Annotated in this window: 26 protein-coding genes; all 26 read left to right on the forward strand. The window is 29.4% G+C overall.

The genetic code is table 11. The annotated features are described in order from the left end of the window. The first annotated feature begins 4 nt into the window (after positions 1 to 4). The 26 genes from RIN63_RS05940 to spo0A all read left to right on the forward strand — a co-directional run bounded on the left by RIN63_RS05940 (position 5) and on the right by spo0A (position 18,448). A complete protein-coding gene (locus RIN63_RS05940) occupies positions 5 to 427 on the forward strand; it encodes a prepilin-type N-terminal cleavage/methylation domain-containing protein (protein ID WP_310443781.1) in 423 nt (140 codons plus the stop codon). Next, the gene (locus tag RIN63_RS05945) at positions 363 to 953 is read left to right on the forward strand and encodes a prepilin-type N-terminal cleavage/methylation domain-containing protein (protein WP_310443782.1); all 591 of its coding nucleotides are present in this window, start codon (positions 363 to 365) and stop codon (positions 951 to 953) included. The genes RIN63_RS05940 and RIN63_RS05945 overlap by 65 nt, the downstream gene beginning before the upstream one ends. A gap of 12 nt (positions 954 to 965) precedes the next feature. Beyond that, a complete protein-coding gene (locus RIN63_RS05950; RefSeq protein WP_310443783.1) occupies positions 966 to 1,991 on the forward strand; it encodes a hypothetical protein in 1,026 nt (341 codons plus the stop codon). A gap of 17 nt (positions 1,992 to 2,008) precedes the next feature. Next, positions 2,009 to 2,278 carry a late competence development ComFB family protein gene (locus RIN63_RS05955; protein WP_310443784.1) on the forward strand — a complete coding sequence of 90 codons (270 nt, stop codon included), beginning with the start codon at positions 2,009 to 2,011 and terminating at the stop codon, positions 2,276 to 2,278. A gap of 9 nt (positions 2,279 to 2,287) precedes the next feature. Next, a complete protein-coding gene (locus RIN63_RS05960; RefSeq protein ID WP_310443785.1) occupies positions 2,288 to 2,809 on the forward strand; it encodes a shikimate kinase in 522 nt (173 codons plus the stop codon). A gap of 52 nt (positions 2,810 to 2,861) precedes the next feature. After that, positions 2,862 to 3,296: a type II 3-dehydroquinate dehydratase gene (gene aroQ, locus RIN63_RS05965; RefSeq protein WP_310443786.1), complete on the forward strand. Its 435-nt coding sequence runs from the start codon at positions 2,862 to 2,864 to the stop codon at positions 3,294 to 3,296. A gap of 19 nt (positions 3,297 to 3,315) precedes the next feature. Continuing rightward, positions 3,316 to 3,873, forward strand: a complete 558-nt coding sequence (efp, locus tag RIN63_RS05970) for an elongation factor P (protein WP_310443787.1) — start codon at positions 3,316 to 3,318, stop codon at positions 3,871 to 3,873. A 38-nt stretch (positions 3,874 to 3,911) separates the two neighbouring features. Next, on the forward strand, positions 3,912 to 4,247 hold the full coding sequence (locus RIN63_RS05975) for a CD1247 N-terminal domain-containing protein (RefSeq protein ID WP_310443788.1): 336 nt from the start codon (positions 3,912 to 3,914) through the stop codon (positions 4,245 to 4,247). Positions 4,248 to 4,452: 205 nt separating this feature from the next. Next, positions 4,453 to 5,439, forward strand: a complete 987-nt coding sequence (gene spoIIIAA, locus RIN63_RS05980; protein WP_310443789.1) for a stage III sporulation protein AA — start codon at positions 4,453 to 4,455, stop codon at positions 5,437 to 5,439. A gap of 1 nt (position 5,440) precedes the next feature. Continuing rightward, a complete protein-coding gene (locus RIN63_RS05985) occupies positions 5,441 to 5,965 on the forward strand; it encodes a stage III sporulation protein AB (protein ID WP_310443790.1) in 525 nt (174 codons plus the stop codon). Positions 5,966 to 5,977: 12 nt separating this feature from the next. Then, a complete protein-coding gene (gene spoIIIAC, locus RIN63_RS05990; protein WP_310443791.1) occupies positions 5,978 to 6,172 on the forward strand; it encodes a stage III sporulation protein AC in 195 nt (64 codons plus the stop codon). A gap of 15 nt (positions 6,173 to 6,187) precedes the next feature. After that, positions 6,188 to 6,574: a stage III sporulation protein AD gene (spoIIIAD, locus tag RIN63_RS05995; RefSeq protein ID WP_310443792.1), complete on the forward strand. Its 387-nt coding sequence runs from the start codon at positions 6,188 to 6,190 to the stop codon at positions 6,572 to 6,574. A gap of 11 nt (positions 6,575 to 6,585) precedes the next feature. Next, positions 6,586 to 7,743, forward strand: coding sequence for a stage III sporulation protein AE (spoIIIAE, locus tag RIN63_RS06000; protein ID WP_310443793.1), 1,158 nt, complete (start codon positions 6,586 to 6,588; stop codon positions 7,741 to 7,743). Positions 7,744 to 7,751: 8 nt separating this feature from the next. After that, a complete protein-coding gene (gene spoIIIAF / locus RIN63_RS06005; protein ID WP_310443794.1) occupies positions 7,752 to 8,378 on the forward strand; it encodes a stage III sporulation protein AF in 627 nt (208 codons plus the stop codon). After that, a complete protein-coding gene (locus RIN63_RS06010) occupies positions 8,371 to 8,955 on the forward strand; it encodes a sporulation stage III protein AG (RefSeq protein ID WP_310443795.1) in 585 nt (194 codons plus the stop codon). The genes spoIIIAF and RIN63_RS06010 overlap by 8 nt, the downstream gene beginning before the upstream one ends. A gap of 12 nt (positions 8,956 to 8,967) precedes the next feature. Beyond that, on the forward strand, positions 8,968 to 9,612 hold the full coding sequence (locus RIN63_RS06015; RefSeq protein ID WP_310443796.1) for a SpoIIIAH-like family protein: 645 nt from the start codon (positions 8,968 to 8,970) through the stop codon (positions 9,610 to 9,612). A 72-nt stretch (positions 9,613 to 9,684) separates the two neighbouring features. After that, complete coding sequence (locus RIN63_RS06020; protein ID WP_310443797.1) at positions 9,685 to 10,080, forward strand: Asp23/Gls24 family envelope stress response protein; 396 nt, start codon at positions 9,685 to 9,687, stop codon at positions 10,078 to 10,080. A 59-nt stretch (positions 10,081 to 10,139) separates the two neighbouring features. Then, positions 10,140 to 10,685 (forward strand): alkaline shock response membrane anchor protein AmaP, encoded by a 546-nt coding sequence (gene amaP / locus RIN63_RS06025; RefSeq protein WP_310443798.1) that lies wholly within the window; start codon positions 10,140 to 10,142, stop codon positions 10,683 to 10,685. Between the two features lie 45 nt (positions 10,686 to 10,730). Further along, a complete protein-coding gene (gene nusB / locus RIN63_RS06030) occupies positions 10,731 to 11,138 on the forward strand; it encodes a transcription antitermination factor NusB (RefSeq protein ID WP_310443799.1) in 408 nt (135 codons plus the stop codon). A 20-nt stretch (positions 11,139 to 11,158) separates the two neighbouring features. Further along, the gene (gene xseA, locus RIN63_RS06035) at positions 11,159 to 12,382 is read left to right on the forward strand and encodes an exodeoxyribonuclease VII large subunit (protein WP_310443800.1); all 1,224 of its coding nucleotides are present in this window, start codon (positions 11,159 to 11,161) and stop codon (positions 12,380 to 12,382) included. Then, positions 12,372 to 12,605, forward strand: coding sequence for an exodeoxyribonuclease VII small subunit (gene xseB / locus RIN63_RS06040; RefSeq protein WP_310443801.1), 234 nt, complete (start codon positions 12,372 to 12,374; stop codon positions 12,603 to 12,605). The genes xseA and xseB overlap by 11 nt, the downstream gene beginning before the upstream one ends. A 2-nt stretch (positions 12,606 to 12,607) precedes the next feature. Then, entirely contained in the window at positions 12,608 to 13,477 is an 870-nt protein-coding gene (locus RIN63_RS06045) for a polyprenyl synthetase family protein (RefSeq protein ID WP_310443802.1), read from the forward strand. A gap of 34 nt (positions 13,478 to 13,511) precedes the next feature. Then, entirely contained in the window at positions 13,512 to 14,309 is a 798-nt protein-coding gene (locus tag RIN63_RS06050) for a TlyA family RNA methyltransferase (protein ID WP_310443803.1), read from the forward strand. Positions 14,310 to 14,338: 29 nt separating this feature from the next. Next, complete coding sequence (recN, locus tag RIN63_RS06055; RefSeq protein ID WP_310443804.1) at positions 14,339 to 16,039, forward strand: DNA repair protein RecN; 1,701 nt, start codon at positions 14,339 to 14,341, stop codon at positions 16,037 to 16,039. Between the two features lie 171 nt (positions 16,040 to 16,210). After that, positions 16,211 to 17,482 carry a SpoIVB peptidase gene (gene spoIVB, locus RIN63_RS06060; RefSeq protein WP_310443805.1) on the forward strand — a complete coding sequence of 424 codons (1,272 nt, stop codon included), beginning with the start codon at positions 16,211 to 16,213 and terminating at the stop codon, positions 17,480 to 17,482. Positions 17,483 to 17,596: 114 nt separating this feature from the next. Beyond that, positions 17,597 to 18,448, forward strand: a complete 852-nt coding sequence (gene spo0A, locus RIN63_RS06065) for a sporulation transcription factor Spo0A (RefSeq protein ID WP_310443806.1) — start codon at positions 17,597 to 17,599, stop codon at positions 18,446 to 18,448. Positions 18,449 to 18,566: the final 118 nt, after the last annotated feature.

The following is an 18,566-nucleotide window of genomic DNA, read 5'->3' on the forward strand; positions in this document are numbered from 1 at the left end:
TATTATGAAAAAAGGCTTTACTTTAGTAGAAACACTAATAGGTCTATGTTTGTTAGGATTAATTGCAGTGACTGTATTGCCAATTATAAACTCATCTTTCTATAGGACAAGCATTCATAACACAAAAATTGAAATGATTTATTTAGGCGAGTTGGTAGTTGAGAAAATAAAAGCTTATGATATTGAAAAAGGTATAGATACATCTATATATGATACTAGAGTATTAGATATAATTAAGTTATTCCAAGTCAATGACAATGTTGAGATGATAATTCCGCAAAGTCAAATTAATGAGAAATACAATATTAAGATAATTAAAAAAGAAAAATCCGAAAGATTATGGGAGTTATCAGTTTTTGTATATGAAAACAAAGAAGGGAGCAAGGTTGATAATGTTCAATATAAAGCATATTTACCTTCAAAATAAGGGTTTTACTTTATTAGAAGTTTTGTTGACTCTAGGAATTAGCTCAATTATTATCCTATCATTATTTTGTATACTAGATTTTTCAATAGATGCTTGTACTTTAAGTGATGAGAAAGATGAGCTAATATTAAATGGTAGATATGCTATTGAATATATCAAGGATGATATTAAATCTGCGGATAAAATTATATCTTCAGATAAGATAGTAGGTCTAAATACTAAATTTCCAACCAATATAGGATTTGTAATGATAATAGATGAAGAAAATGGGAGTTATAGATATATCACCTACCATCTAAACAGCAATAAAATTGTAAGAATGGCATGCACTAGATTCAATGAAGAATACCCTTCTTCATATTATTTTGATGGATATAATGATTTATGTGAATATGTAGATGATATTTCAGATACAAAATTCATGACTGAATTAAATATAGTTTACTTGGATTTTAAGTTTAAGAAGAACAATTCTGAATTAAATTTAAAATCTAATGTTTTTATTAGATGTCCAATTGATTATTAATTTGGAGGCATTATGGAAAATAGAAAAGGTTATATCTCTGTTATTGCATTAATTATAATGTCTGTTTTGATGATTATGTCTTTATATTTGGGATATATCATCAAATTAGAACATTTCATACTAGAATCAACTACTGATAATATCCAAGCTTATTACTATTCAGAAGGTAAAATTCTTATGTCTCTACTAGAAGGAAAATACTATGATAATCAACTATGTCCTATGTTAGAAGAACATTTTAGGTCATTGCCATTTCCTACATTTACAAAAGATATAGTTATTGATGAAGAAGATTTAGAGCAAGGGGATGATATGAAAAAAGTGAAGGTTGTTATTACTGAGAAAGATGGTAAAAAAGTATTAAAGCTGATTTCCGATAGTAACATGAAAGGACTAAAGGCTAAAGTTACTTCTACTGTATCTCTTTTCAATGAACTTGTTGATAATGGAAAATCTCCTCTTTTGCCAAATTTAGTATTGGATTTTCAGAAAAAAGATTTTAATTTATTGTTGAATAAGATCATTAAAGATATTGATATTCATAATTGTAATAGGCCTAGTAATATTTATGGTATGGAATCCTCTATGTATAGTAGGATTGATTTATATAAAAAAGGTAGCAAATTTGTAATAGCAGCTTCTAGAGATAATATGCAAGAGCCATATATTGAAGAGTTCGCTGGAAAGGCTATGTTTTTAGTAGCAAAAAAATATGATGAAACTCCTGTTAATTTTTTTGTTGGTGACAGTAGCAACTTAGAGGTAGATATTTCAGGTGTATTATTTGTTGAAGGAAATTTAATTATAACTAGTAAATTCAAATTTAATGGTATAATAGTAGTAGTTAATGGGGGCATAATAATTGATACTTTAGAAAGACCTAGTATCAAAGGACTATTAATCTCTGATGAGTTATTAGATCATAATTATTTAAGCGAAAAAGCCGATATTGCTTATGATAGGTTTAGCATTTATAAATATGGAACTTTAGTGCCTGGATTTCTTGAACCAAAGATTAATTTAATGAAAAGTGACTAGCTTAAGGGGGGAATTTAATGGGTCTTCATAATTTAATAGAAGATGAAGTGTCAAAAGTATTACATAAGGTCCTACCACAAATGGATGTAAAATGTACTTGTGAAAAATGTCAAATGGATATTGCAGCAGTAGCATTGAATAATCTAACACCAAACTATGTGGTTACAGAACAAGGATATGCATATGCTAAGGCAAATAATTTGAATCAACAATTTAATGCTGATGTTTTGGCTGCTGTTACAAAAGCAATTGAGATTGTAGGGAATAACCCTAAACATGAACAATAGGTGGATGTGATGAAAAACATTGTATTAATTGGTATGAGTGGTGCAGGCAAGACCACTGTGGGAATGGAACTATCAAGAATTTTAAATAGAGAATTTTTTGATACTGATTATTTAATTGAAAAAGAGGAAAATTTGAGTATCGAAGATATATTTTCTACCTATGGAGAAAGTTGTTTTAGAAAATTAGAGTGTACCATTATTGATAAATTATCCCAATATGAAGATGTAATAATATCTACAGGTGGAGGTATAGTAGTAGATAATAAGAATATCTCAAATCTAAAAGAAAAAGGTATTATAGTGCTCTTAGAATCATCTGTAGATAATATAGTTAATAATTTAAAGAATTCACAAATTAAGAGACCTTTATTAGGTAGTGGGGAAGATATTTTTGCTAAGGTAAATTCTATGTATAATTCTAGAAAGGATATTTATATTGCAGCCTCCGATTTTACAATTTTAGTGGATAATAAATCAATTGAAGAAATTATCTATGAAATTTTGGAAAGATGTGTTAAAATAAACTCTTGAGGTAAATAATAGAGACTGATATAATAAATTGGAAAGGTAAGGGCATTTGCTAATGAAGATACTGATTATTCATGGTCCAAACTTAAATCTTTTAGAAAAGAGACACCAATCTATATATGGTGGAAAGTCTCTAAATGAAATTAATGAGCAACTAAAAACTAAGTCTACTGAATTAAACATTGATATTGAAATTTTTCAATCAAATCATGAAGGACAGATTGTGGACAAAATTCATAAATCCATAGAGTCGAATTATTCTGGGTTGATAATAAATCCTGCTGCATTTACTCATTATAGCATTGCTATTAGAGATGCTATTGAAATTCTTGATATACCAACGATTGAAGTTCACTTATCAAATATTTATGGAAGGGAAGATTTTAGGACAAAATCTGTTATAGCTCCTGTTTGTACAGGACAAATATGTGGATTAGGATCAAATAGCTATTTAATTGCTATGGAAGCCTTAAAACTACTGAATAAGTAAAGTTTAGGAGGGTAATAATATGATATCTGCTAATGAGTTTAGAAAAGGTTTGACATTTGAAATGGATGGAGATGTATATGTAGTAATCGATTTTCAACATGTAAAGCCAGGGAAAGGGGCAGCTTTTGTTAGAACAAAGATCAAATCAGTTATGTCTGGTGGTACTAAAGATATTACATTTAATCCAAGTGAAAAGTTTGAAAAGGCTGTTATTGAAACAAGAGAAATGCAGTACTTATACAATGATGGAGAATTGTTTTACTTTATGGACCCAGAGTCATATGAGCAACTTCCTCTTGATAAATCTTCAGTAGAGGAAGCTATAGTCTATCTAAAGGAAAATGATAGTGCGACTATTAAATTTTATCGTGGTAAGGCTTTTGAAGTATTGCCACCTAATTTTGTTGAACTAGAGGTTACAGCTACTGAACCAGGAATAAAAGGAGATACATCTTCTGGTGCTACTAAACCAGCAACTGTAGAAACAGGAGCAACTCTGAATGTTCCTTTGTTCGTAAATATGGGAGATATAATTAGGATTGACACAAGGACTGGGGAATATATGTCAAGAGTATAGGTAATAATGTTTTAAAATATAAATTTGGAGGGATAATGATGGAATATTTAATGCAAAAAGTATCTTATTTAAAGGGTTTAGCTGATGGCTTAGGTGTTGACGAAAGCACTAAAGAAGGCAAATTACTTCTTCATATAGTAGACATATTAGAAGAATTTGCTGATGTATTGGATGAAACTATCGACAATCAAGTAGAGTTAGAAGAGTATGTAAACTTCATCGATGAAGATTTGGCTGATGTTGAAGATGAGCTATATGGTACTGACGATGATTATGATGATGACGATGATTTTGACTTTGATGATTTTGATGATTGTTGTGATGATGAAGATTGTTGCTGTCATTGTGGAGACGATGATGAGGACGAGGAATAGACTTATAATATAAGACAAAAAAGCAATTGACTCCGATAGAATATCGGAGTCAATTGCTTTTTTGTCTTATACATAGCTCCTCTTAAGGTAGAAAAAATTTTAAATAGTCTACCTTAAGGGGAGCAAATTATTTTCTTATGGATTTTATATTTTTGGAATAAATGTATAGTAAAATCATAGAATTAATGTAAAGGAGGGACATGTTGTGGTAAGAGACTCTAGAATTTTTGATTTACTATTAGAAAACATATCTGAAGAGTTAAGAAGAATAATGATTCAAATTCCTTATAGCTTTAAAGAAAAATCTGAAGAAATTAGGCTTCGGAATGGTAAACCTTTATCCATTTCATGTGAAGGTGTAGATTATTTTATTACATTAGATGGTAGAGTAAAATCTAGTTCTTCAGGAGCAATTATTATTAATGAAGAGCATATCCAATCTACATTTCAAATAATCAGTAATTATTCAGTATATGCATATATGGAGGAAATTAGAAATGGATATATTACCATTAAGGGTGGTCATAGAGTAGGAATAGGTGGAAAAGTAGTTTACGGACCGAATGGAATTGAAACAATTAGAAATATTTCATCTTTAAATATTCGGATAGGAAGAGAAAAGATAGGAATATCTGAATTTATTACTCCTTATCTATTGGAAGATACAGGAATATTCTATAGTACTCTAATTATATCCCCTCCCCAATGTGGAAAAACAACTTTACTTCGGGATATTATAAGAAACTTAAGTGATGGTAATATATCATTAAATAGGAAGGGATTTAAGATAAGTGTAGTAGATGAAAGGTCGGAGATAGCAGGAGTATATAATAATATTCCACAGAACGAGGTAGGAATTAGGACAGATATTTTGGACGGCTGCCTAAAATCTGATGGTATCATGATGGCAATTAGATCCATGTCCCCAGATATTATAGCAGTGGATGAAATTGGTGGAAAAAAAGATATTGAAGCTATAAATGAGGCTTTGAGAGCGGGCATTAAGTTAATTGCAACTGTGCATGGTAGTAGTTTAAAAGAAGTAATGGAGAAGCGGAGCATGGATGAATTGTTTAAGGAAAATGTATTTGAAAGGTTCATAATACTTGATAGATCAAAAGGTGTAGGTACAATAAAAGAGTTAATAGATGGCTATAATTTTAAATCTATTGATTTAAAGAAGAGGGATTAAGATGGCATTAATCAAATTGCTTTTAGTATCATCAATATTCTTTACCTGCTCTATAATTGGCTACATTTATAGTAGAAAATTTTCATTAAGATTAGAAAACTTAATGTATTTGGAGCAATGTATTAAAATCTTGGAAACTGAGATTGTTTATGGAGCAACACCTTTACCAGAAGCATTATCAAATGTATACAATAAAGGGAATTCCAGAGTTTCCTTTATATTTAATGAGATAAAAGAGGATTTGCTTACTAATAAAAGGGGTCAAGTACATAATAGTTTTTTGTCCATAGAAGATAATTTATATAATAATCTTTATTTAAGGAAGGAGGATGTTGAAACATTTCTTTCTTTGGGCAGAGTTTTAGGAACATCAGATAGAATGGATCAACAGAAAAACTTTTTATTAATCTATAATCAAATAGCTGCTCTTATTTTAGAAGCGAAATTTGAAAGAAATAAAAATGAAAAACTATATAAGAGTTTAGGAATCATAACAGGGATAGGGATAATAATTATACTGATATAGGAGAGGAATAGTATGGAGATAGACTTAATTTTTAAAATAGCTGGATTGGGGATGCTTGTAGCAATCATACACACTTTATTAGATAAATCTGGAAAAGAAGAATATGGATTTATTGTAACTTTAGTGGGGCTAGTTATTGCCTTTGGAGTTGTAATTAGTTTAGTTAGTAAGCTATTTGAGAATATAAAAGTTCTATTTAGGCTTTAAAGAGGGGAATGTTATATGGAAATCATAAAAATAATTGGTATTGGAATGGTTGCCACCGTTCTTAGTGTCATTTTAAAGAGGACAAGACCAGAATTTGCTTTATTAATAAGTATATTAACTGGAATAATAATTTTTACAATGATTCTAGGAGAACTATCCTATGTAATTGAAACTCTGAATGACCTTTCTAGACGGGTTAATATTGAATTCACATATTTTTCTACTATCCTTAAGATAATTGGAATAGCATATTTAATTGAGTTCGGTGCTCAGGTTTCAAGGGATGCTGATGAAGATGGTATAGCAATGAAAATAGAACTGGGTGGTAAAGTTATTATTATAGTACTAGCTATTCCAATTTTGTTAGCTCTGATAGAATTAATAATAAAAATACTTCCTTAAAGGGGAAACTTATGAAAAAAATTTATATCATTATGTTTATGTATATTTTATTAGCTAGCAGTTTCGTTTATGCCGAAGATGAAAGCTTATCCATAATAGATAAGCAAATAAATTCTTTAAACATTCATGAGGTAGAGAAAATATTAGATGATACTATCAATGAAAGTGAAACCTTGTTAAAAATAGATACAAAGAATCTATTGCTTAACTTAATAAAAGGTGAGATTTCTTTAAGTTTTACTGATGTTTTGAAATCTATAAGCATGATATTTCTAAAAGAATTAAATGCATCACTAATATTACTGGCCAAGATTCTCGTAATTACTCTTATATCTTCAATACTAACAAATTTACAATCAACCTTTGAGAATGGATCTATTGCAGAACTGGGTAATTATATATCCTATGCGCTAATTGCATTATTAGTTATAAGCAGCTTTAATCAAGCTATGGAATTAGCTAAAGGAGCAATAGACAAAATGGTCGGATTTATGCAAGCAATTCTCCCAATTTTGCTTACTTTGCTTACAGCTGCATCTGGCCCGAATACTAGAATGTTATTTCACCCTATGATACTTATGACAGTAAATCTAATTGGATTTTTAGCAAAAACGATAATTATACCATTAATATATTTCTCTTTCATTATTAGCATAGTTTCAAATATATCTAATAGGTTAGAGTTTAGCAAATTATCCGAACTAGGCAGGCAATTAATTACTTTCATAATAACGGGAGCCCTAACATTATTTATCGGAATAATAACCATATACGGTTTAGGATCAAAAATAGACGGTCTTACAATTAGAACTGCAAAGTTTGCGGTAGACAAATTCATACCCATTGTAGGTGGATTCCTTTCTGATGCAGTTGAGGCCGTGGTTGGATGTTCTGCAATATTGAAGAATGGTCTTGGATTTATTGGATTACTGACTTTATTATTTATTTGCATTTTACCTGTTATCAAAATTCTCGTAATACTTTTAATGTATAAGGTAATTGCTGTTGTAATACAACCTATTGGATCAAGCAATTTAGTGGAATTCTTTAACCAAGTGGGAAAATCATTACTCCTTATACTTATTAGCCTTATTTCAACAGCGACAATGTTTTTTATCACTATAACTATAATTGTAGAAGCAGGAAACAATTTACTAATGCTAAGGTAGGTGAGTTTATGTCAATTATATCTTTTATTAGCTCTTGGCTAAAGGATATAGTGGTATTATTTATACTAATTTCCATTGTAGAACTTATTATGCCTAAAGGAAATATGAAAAGGTATATAAATCTTGTAATAGGACTACTGATTGTATATACAATAATAAATCCCTTTACTAAACTGTTGAAATTAGATTTTAGTCTAGATCAAGAAGTATTTAATTATTTTCAAGAAGAAGAGATATTAAGTAGTCATAATTTCTCTATACAACAAGATGAACTCATAGAAAATCTATATAAAGATAAGATAATCAAAGAACTAACAGAAGTAGTTGAAGATAATACAAATTATAGCATTATAGATATTTCAATAGGAATAAAAAACAGTAAAGAAGAATATGGAGAAATTGACTTCTTTAATCTTATAGTTAGTAAAAAGGATAAAAAAGATAATAATGATAAGAAAATTGCTATAAAGAAAATAGTACCTGTAGATGCAGGAAATAATTCGGAAATACAAAGTAAAGTAGAGAGTAATGAAGTTAATGAGCTAAAAGACTTTATATCAAGTAAGTATTCAATTGAGAAAGAAAAGATAGCTATAAGTTACTATGAAAAGGAGAAGAGTGATACAAATGAATGAAATATTGGAAAAAATAAAGAAATATCTTGATAAAGTAAATAATAAAAAATTTATTAACAATTTACTCATAATACTTATGGTATCAATCATACTTTTAATTGTAGCTAATAATTTAATGAGTTCTGAAAAAGAAAGTGATAAAGAGAATAGTGGTGATTATAGAATAGACTATAGTTATGATACGGAAAAGGACTATAGTAGTTATTTAGAAAAGAAATTGGTAGACATTCTAGAGAAATTTCAAGGGGTAAGTAAAGTAAGTGTTATGATTACCTTAGAAAATACCGAAGAGAAGATTACTGCTAACAATACGACTAAAACTACTGAAAATACAATTGAAAAAGATTCGGAAGGAGGTACTAGAGAAACTATTAGAGAAGATGTAAATATTCAAGTATTAACTAAAGGCAATGATGAAGAGCTTATGGTAATAAAAGAGATTAAGCCAAAAGTACAGGGAGTTATTGTCGTTGCAACAGGTGTAGACGATCCAGAAATAAAAGAAATGTTGTATGAAGCAGTTAAGACTGTATTGGGAATAAAGGGTAACAAGGTTCAAGTATATTCAAGTAAATAAGGGGGTATAATCATGTTTAAAATCAAAAGACCGGCAATTATTGGTATACTAGTGGTATTGTTAGTATTTACAGGATATTTGCAACATCAATTGACTCAACAGGCCCAACTAAAGTCCTCAAAGGACTATCAAAATCATGAAATGTTAGAATTGGTTAACAACGATAATGAATCAGATGATTTAGTGGAAGATACTGCTAAAGATAATCCTGTTGTTGATTCTGAGGAAATGATAGATATAATAGATTCAGCAAAGACTGATGAAACTCAGGCATTAGAAGCTATGCATACAGAAGCAAGTATGAGTACAAAAAATTACTTTGTAGAATATAGATTATCAAGAGACAAACTAAGAGCGTCTTTAGTTGATAGATTAGATGAGATTGTAAATAATGCGAATACTACAGAAGTAATTAGAACAGATGCCCAAAAGGAAATAATGAAAATTGGAAATAATTCTGAAGTAGAGCTTCAAATAGAAGGTTTAATAAAAGCTAAAGGATACGATGATGCAATAGTATTTCTTACAGATAAAGACATTAAAATTGTTGTATCTGCATTAGAACTTGGTGAACAAGATATGGTTAAGATCCTTGATATTGTTAAATCAGAGACTGAGTATAATACTAACAATATTAAAATAATGAAAAAACAATAGAAATGTTTGTAAATGATATTAGGCTTTGATATAATACACTTAAGAACTTACTGATGTATGGAGGTGTTTAATATGGATGAAATAATAAATAATGAAAATATGGAAAATGGAACAGTAAAGATTTCAAATGATGTAATTGCCATAATTGCAGGAGTTGCTGCTACTGAGATAACTGGAGTTGCAAGTATGAGTGGTGGCATTACAGGTGGCATTACAGAAAAGTTAGGTATGAAAAACTTATCAAAAGGTGTTAAGGTTGAGCTTCTAGAAGATGAAGCAACTATAGATTTATTTATTATTGTTGAATATGGTTCTAAAATTTCAGAACTAGGTGAAGAAATCCAAAAAAATGTTAAAAATACTATTGAAACTATGACAGGTTTAAAAGTAGCAGGAGTTAATGTCAATATTCAAGGTGTTAGTATTCAAAAGGAAAGCAAGACAGATACAGAAACAAGAGCAAAGTAAAAGCTTTACCCTCTGAGAATCAGAGGGTAATTTTAAATATAAAGAAAGGGGATATACCTGTGAAGATAATTCATAGACTAATTTTGACCTTATTTTCTTTGTTTTTTGCAGTATTTTCTTTATTTTTAGCATTAATTCCATTTAATTTTATTGGGATTTTTTCTGTCAACAATACTATGGCTTTAGTTGAGAATATGGAAAACAATTATTACTACACCTTGTTGGGAATAATTGTTTTTATAGCTAGTATCATTTTGTTACTTTATAGCTTAACTGGCAGTAAGAAAAATTTAGAAGGATCTTTTTTGGCTATGAGAAATGAATATGGAGAAATAATTATTTATTCTCATACCATTGTTGGGATTGTTCAAAATGTAGTAGATAAATTTTCAGGTATAAGTAATATTAAGACTTCTGTGACTTTAACTGAGGGAAAAATCATAGTGGAAATGAAAGGTGATGTTTCTGCAGAAATCAATATTCCAGAAGTCTCTAAGGAATTACAAGCTTTAGTAAAAGACCATATTGAAAAGGCCACTGGAGCAACTGTTAAGGAATTGAATATAAATATATACAATGTTACACCTATTAGAGCATTAAGATAAGAGTTAAGAACTATATTAACGCTTTAGAATTTTAGGGAGGAAAAAATGGGAAGAAAACAAGCAAGAGAAGGAACAATGAAATTACTTTACCAAATGGAAATTACTGAGGATTATTCAGAGGAAGCTATAGTTACTTATTTAGAGAACTTTTCTTTTGAAGATTTAGAAAAGGAATATTTATTAGATGCATTATCCAGAATAAAAGACAATCTTAAAGTTATTGATAATCATATCGAAGCAAATTTAGAAGGCTGGAATATAGGTAGGCTTGCAAAAGTAGATTTATCTGTTTTACGTATTGCTATTTATGAAATCCTATTCAGAGAAGATATTCCTGTAGAGGTATCGATTAATGAAGCCATTGAGACTGTGAAAAAATATAGTTCAGAGGATTCTTTTAAATTCATCAATGGTGTATTAGGAGGATTCGTTAGAACTCTTGATATTTTATAGATGTAATGAGGAGGTGACCTATGGATATTAGAGCTTTAAAGGTTAGTGAGTTGAACAATTATATAAAAAGAGTATTTTTAACAGATATGATTCTTTCAAATATAAGTGTTGAAGGTGAGGTATCTAACTTTAAATATCATTACAGCGGACATATGTATTTTAACTTAAAGGATGAAAAAGGTAAAATTAAAGCTGTTATGTTTAAAGGTGATGCAGAATCTTTAAATTTTAATATGGAGAATGGAAAGAAAGTTATAGCCACTGGGTATGTTTCAGTGTATGAAAAGGAAGGGGATTATCAGCTTTATGTTAGATATCTAAAGGAAAGTGGAATAGGTGACCTCTATAAGGCCTTTGAGCAATTGAAAAATAAGTTAGAAGAAGAAGGCTTATTTCTTGAATCTATTAAAAAGCCTATCCCTTATATGCCAAAGAAAATAGGGGTTGTAACTTCATCTACTGGAGCTGCAATTAAAGATATAATTACAGTTTTACATAGAAGATTTCCCCCATGCGATATACTCATATATCCCTCTCTTGTACAAGGAGAACAGGCACCGAAAGAGATTTGTCAGGGGCTTAGATATCTTGATAATAGAGAAGATGTAGAATTAATAATATTTGGGAGAGGTGGCGGTTCTATAGAAGAACTATATGCCTTCAATGATGAGGAAGTAGCTAGGACAATTTATGGATTAAATACTCCCGTGATTTCAGCAGTCGGTCATGAAACTGATTTTACTATTGCAGATTTTGTTGCTGATCTTAGGGCACCAACACCCTCAGCAGCAGCAGAGCTTGCTGTACCTGATATTAATCATTTAAGAAATGAAATTGAAAACAAGTATAATAGACTGGTTGAACTAATTAATAAAAATATGAAAGATTATAATATGAGATTAAAATATTTAAGTTCCAATCTAAAGTTCTATAATCCAATTAATCAAATTAAGGATAAAAAACAAGAAATGGATTCCATATTAAAAGAAGTAATTTATTATTTTGAAAGATATGTAGGTGATAATAAGTCTAAACTCATGGAGTTAAAAAACAGGCTAAACTTATTAAATCCATTAATTGGGTTGGACAATGGCCATTGTTTAATAATTAATGATGAAGGAAATCTTATCAAATCTGTCAACGAAGTAAAACTGGATGAAAAAATAAGTTTATTATTAAAAGATGGGAAAATAGTATCTTCAATAAATAAAATAGAGAAAGGGGAACTTATAAGTGGAGACTAATAGTTTAACATATGAGGAAGCTGTTTCTAAGCTTGAAAGTATATTAAAAGAATTAGAATCTGGAAATTGTTCAATTAATGATACAATAGAAAAGTTCAAAAATGGTGTTGAGTTATATAATTATAGTAATGATCTCCTTTTAAAAGCAGAAGGGGAAATTAAAATATTGTTAAAGGATGATGGAAGAAGCATGAAAGAAGTGTTATTCCCTACGGAGGGATAGAGATGGATTTTACTAGTGAATTAAATTCTTTAGGAATTGAAATTGATCATGGATTCAAACAAATCTTTTTGAATAAAAATAGTTTTCAATCCAGAGTATTTGAAGCCATTGATTATAGTCTATTCACAGGAGGGAAAAGGCTAAGACCAATAATTACTTTAAAATCTTGTGAGTTGTTTAATGGTGGCTACATGGATGCAATGCCTTATGCAATGGGGATTGAAATGATACACACATATTCTCTTATACACGATGATCTTCCAGCTATGGATGATGATGACCTCAGAAGAGGTAAGCCAACTAATCATAAAGTATTTGGTGAGGCAATGGCTATTCTATCTGGTGATGGACTATTAAATCATGCTTTTGAAACTATTATTAAAAATATAGTGGAGTCTTCTGATACAATTGATGATTATAAAAGAAAAACTAGAGCTCTTGAAGAGATTAGCAAATACTCTGGTGTATATGGCATGATCGGGGGTCAAGTGGTTGACTTGTTTTCTAGTCATGACTCTATGACAGAAGAAAAGCTATTATTTATGTACAAGACTAAAACTGCTGCTTTAATCCAAGCTTCTTTAGTTGCAGGTGCTATTATTGGAGGAGCTAATGATATAGAGATTGAAACAATGAGAGAGTTTGGATTAAATCTTGGATTGGCATATCAGATTAGGGATGATATATTGGATATGGAAGAAGATAATAGTATAAAGAAATTGACATACTTAACATTTCATGATATTGAAAAAGCAAAAAACGACCTGGTTGAATATAGCAGTAAGGCAATAGATAAACTTAAATCCTTAAATGGAAGAGATATTGATTTTTTTGTATGGCTTACTGAGAAACTAATTAAGCGTCATAGTTAAGAAAATATAAGTGTAAATTAATGGAGAGATAAGAGTGAAAAAAAGAGCAGATGTAATTTTATTTGAAAGAGGGTTAGTAGATTCACGGGAGAAAGGGAAGAGGGTTATAATGGAGGGTTCTGTTTTCATTGGGAATCTTCGAGTAGATAAACCAGGAGATAAATTAGATGAAGATGTGAATATTGTAATTAAGGAAAACCCTAATATTTATGTAAGTCGAGGAGGCTTTAAATTAGAAAAAGCTATAAATTATTTTGATTTATTGTTAGAAGATAAAACCTGTATGGATATAGGTGCTTCTACAGGTGGGTTTACAGACTGTATGTTAAGAAATGGAGCTTCTAAGGTTTTTGCTGTAGATGTTGGTTATGGGCAGTTAGACTGGAAATTGAGAAATGATCCAAGAGTCATTGTCATGGAAAGAACCAATATTAGAAATGTAAAATCTGAAGATATAGGGGAGAAAGTTGATTTTATATCTATAGATGTTTCATTTATTTCATTAAAATTAGTATTGCCAGTGGCAAAAAGTTTATTATCTGAGAATGGTCAAATTCTTGCTTTAATTAAGCCTCAGTTTGAAGCTGGAAAGAATAAGGTAGGTAAGAAAGGTATTGTCAAGGATAAGGATATTCATTTTGAAGTAAATAGAAATATATCTAACTTTTGTAATGAAATAGGTATAGGTATAAGTGGTCTAACTTATTCGCCTATAACTGGAGCTACTGGTAATATCGAATTTTTAATTTGCCTAAAAAACAATGTGATGGATACTATTAATGATGATTTCATTATTTCTATCGTTGAGGAAGCCCATAGCACTCTTAGTTAATATAATTTTACTAATTCGGGGGGGTTTATATGCTTATTGAGTTAAATATAAAAAACTTTGCTATTATTGAGAATTTAAAAGTAAATTTTACCGAAGGTTTAAATATTATTACGGGAGAAACTGGTGCTGGAAAATCTATTTTAATTGAAGCAATTGGCATAATTTTGGGATCTAGGTCTAATAGAGAGCTTATTCAATCAGGATATGAAAAAGCATATTTAGAGGGAATTTTTTACATAGAGGATGCAAAAAGTATAATGCCTTTATTAAAAGAGTATTCTATTGAGTTAGATGATGATAATATATTGATTATTAATAAAGAAATATATTTAAATGGTCCAAGCCTATCTAAGATTAATGGAAAGACCATTACTTTAAATATGTTAAAAGATATCACAAAAAAACTTGTAGATATATTTGGACAACATGAACATCAATCATTATTAGATTCATCAAATCATCAGATTATAATAGATTCTTTTGGAGATAGTGAATTATTTAAGTTGAAATCAAGTATAAAAAGTGATTATGAAGACTTAATGAAAGACAAACGATTATTGAAAAATCTAAATATAGATACTAAAGATAGAGAAAGAGAAATGGACATATTAAGATTTCATATTGAAGAAATCGATGATGCAAGACTTACTGAAGAGGATGAAATTGATATTGAAAATGAGTACAAGAAGCTTTCTAATGTAAATAGTATATCTCAATATATTACAGAGTCATTAAGTTATGTAAGCAATGAGGACTTTGGTTCTTCAAATATTATAGATTTAGTGGATAAAAGCACTTCACTTATTAATAATGCTAAAAAATTTGATGAGAATCTATTAGATATTCATAGCAGATTTGAAAGTATGGCATATGAATTAAGAGACTTAAATAGAGATTTGTTGAATTATTTGGATAGTATTGAAATTGACGAAGAAAGGTTAAACTTTCTTAATGATAGAATTAACTTAGTGCATAAATTAAAAAAGAAATATGGAGATACTATAATTAAAATAAACAATTTTAGAGATGAAGCAGAATATAAGCTTAATGAGTTAGTTAATTTCGAAACACAAATAGAGAATGTAAACAGAAGAATATCAAAATTAGAAGAAAGACTAAGTGTTAATTCTGAATCATTATCATCTAGGAGAAAAGAAATATCTAAAAACATTGAAAAGAACTTAAAATCTGAATTAATGGATCTAAATATGCCTCATGTAGATTTTAAAGTGAATTTTGAGAGAAATATGGAATTTACTGTTGAAGGTAAGGATAAAATAGAATTTCTTATATCAACTAATTATGGTGAAGATTTGAAACCGCTTTCAAAAATTGTATCAGGTGGAGAAATATCAAGAATTATGTTGGCATTTAAAAGCATTTTAGCTTTTTTTGATCAAATTCCAACTATGATATTTGATGAAATTGATACAGGAATATCCGGAAGAACAGCACAAATAGTAGGTGAAAAAATACAGCAAATTTCACAAGGACATCAAGTTATCTGTATCTCTCATTTACCTCAAATTGCTGCTTTAGCAGATAGTCATTATGTTATAAATAAAGTTATTACTAGTGATAGAACAAAGACAATAGTTACTAGATTATCAGATAAAGATAGGGTCGCAGAGTTGGCGCGTTTACTTGGTGGAGTGAATTTAACTGATACTACTTTACGACATGCTTCTGAAATGATTGAAATGTCAAAAAAATTAAAGACTAATATATAAATAAAAGAGTGTTTTGATATATCAAAACACTTTTTTTATTGGAAAAACTTAATTATATTTACAATTTAATTATTTTTTATGTAGAATAATAAAGCTATAATAGGGCTAAATTATATATGAATTCTTATTAGGAGGTGAGCATGACAAAGCTAATTAGGAGAGTGATAATACTTGGGTAAATTAAAATTTAGTGGCAAAATTTTAATTTTGTTTTCAATATTAATTGTATTAAGTTTATCTTTAGTTACCAATAAAGTTTTATTTTATCCTTCGAGTATCAATATTGTAAAAGGAGAGAATAAGAATTTAGATATATCATTCCCTTTTTTCCTGGATGTAAACGAAAAAGAGAATGTAATAGAGGCAAGTTATAATGATGAGGTTAACACAAAATTTAAAAAATCATATAACTTGAGTGGTTTAGATGCTGGTGAAGCAGAATTACAACTAAAATTATTAGGTTTAATTCCTATAAAAAACTATAATATAAATGTAATTAATAGACCAGAATTAATTCCTGGTGGAAATGCTATAGGAGTTAAATTAAATACTAAAGGTGTTTTAGTAGTAGCTGTTACAGATGTAATAGATATTAATGGACAAAGATCTAGTCCTGCTAAAGAAGCTGGTTTAAAAGTTGGAGATAGCATAATAGAAATTAATGGAATAAAGATATTAGATGCAGCACATGTTGTGAGTATCCTAAATGATATTAAAGAAACTAATATAAAAATTGTAGTACTAAGGAATAAAGCAGAATTCACTACTGAGGCTATTCCTGTAAAAAGTATTCAAGATAATTATTATAGACTTGGGATTTGGGTTAGAGATAAAACCTCAGGTATTGGAACATTAACTTATTTAGATCATATCAACAGCAGATTTGGAGCATTAGGTCACGGAATTGTTGATATAGATACTGGAGAGTTGTTAAATGTAGAGAAAGGTAAGATAATGCATGCGAAAGTCTCAAAGGTAGAACAAGGTAAGAAAGGTTCTCCTGGTGAAATAAGAGGAGTATTTTATGAAACTAATAGCGTACTAGGAGATATAGAATTTAACAGTTCTTATGGCATCTACGGAACTTTCAATATGGATGACATTAACTATCTAAATATTAAACCTATACCTATTGGTTTTAAAGAAGAAATAAAAGAAGGAAAAGCCTATATTTTAACAACAATAGAAGATAATAAAGTAGAAAAATTTGAAATCGAAATAATAAAAGTTCAACAACAATTAAAAGCAGATCAAAAAAGCATGGTAATAAGTGTAACAGATAAAAGATTATTAGACAAAACTGGTGGAATAGTACAGGGAATGAGTGGTAGTCCAATAATACAGGATAATAAGCTAATTGGTGCTATAACTCATGTTTTTGTAAATGATCCAACAAAGGGTTATGGTATATATATAGAATGGATGTTAAATCAAAAAAGGTAAGTCTTCGGACTTATCTTTTTAAATATTTTAAAAAAAAGAAGGAGTTTTCATTTATTTGTCGAATTTATATTATGTGAGCTGATAACAAATTTTAACAAAACAGGGGGATATCTGATGAAAAAAACAAGAGTAGTTATTGCAGATGATAATCGAGAGTTTTGTGATATTTTATCTCGATTTATAGTATCTTATGAAGAGTTTGAAGTTGTAGGAGTAGCAAGAGATGGTATTGAGGCATTAGAGATTGTAGGAGTAGCAAGAGATGGTATTGAGGCATTAGAGATTGTAGAAAGAGAAAAGCCTGACATATTGATACTTGACATTATTATGCCTCATCTTGATGGATTAGAGGTATTGGAAAGAATAAATAGTTTTAGTGAACAACTATTCACTAAGATAATTATTTTATCAGCTGTAGGGCAAGATGGAATTACTCAAAGGGCTATTGAATTAGGTGCTCATTACTTTGTATTGAAACCCTTTGATTTTCAAGTTTTTATGAAGAGATTACAACAAATTAGTGGAATCCAAATAGTTACTAATAGGGTAAGAGAACATGCTGAAGTCTATACACCAAAAAAAGCAATTTCTAATGAGAAAAACTTAGAGTCGAAAATTACAAAGATTATTCATGAAATAGGAATTCCTGCACATATAAAGGGTTACTTATATCTAAGGGAAGGAATTACTTTGGTTATTCAAGATATGGATTTCTTAGGAGCTATTACAAAAGAGTTGTATCCACATATAGCAATTAAATTTAATACAACTCCAAGCAGGGTGGAAAGAGCCATAAGACACGCTATAGAAGTTGCTTGGACTAGGGGAAAAGTTGATACTATAAACCAATTATTTGGATATACTGTAAGTAATAATAAAGGTAAGCCAACAAATAGTGAGTTTATTGCTCTAGTAGCGGATAAGTTGAGACTTGAACAGGATGAGCTAGTGGCTAAAAGTTCATAAGAAATATCCTCCCTTTGTATTGGGAGGATATTTAATTTTAAATCTTAGAAATTTTAAGTAGATTATATGATATAATATATAATATTTAGTTAATAATAAAACTATATAAGGTGGAGGT

It is taken from the genome of Tissierella sp., assembly GCF_031460495.1.
Lineage (GTDB): Bacteria > Bacillota > Clostridia > Tissierellales > Tissierellaceae > JAVKTS01.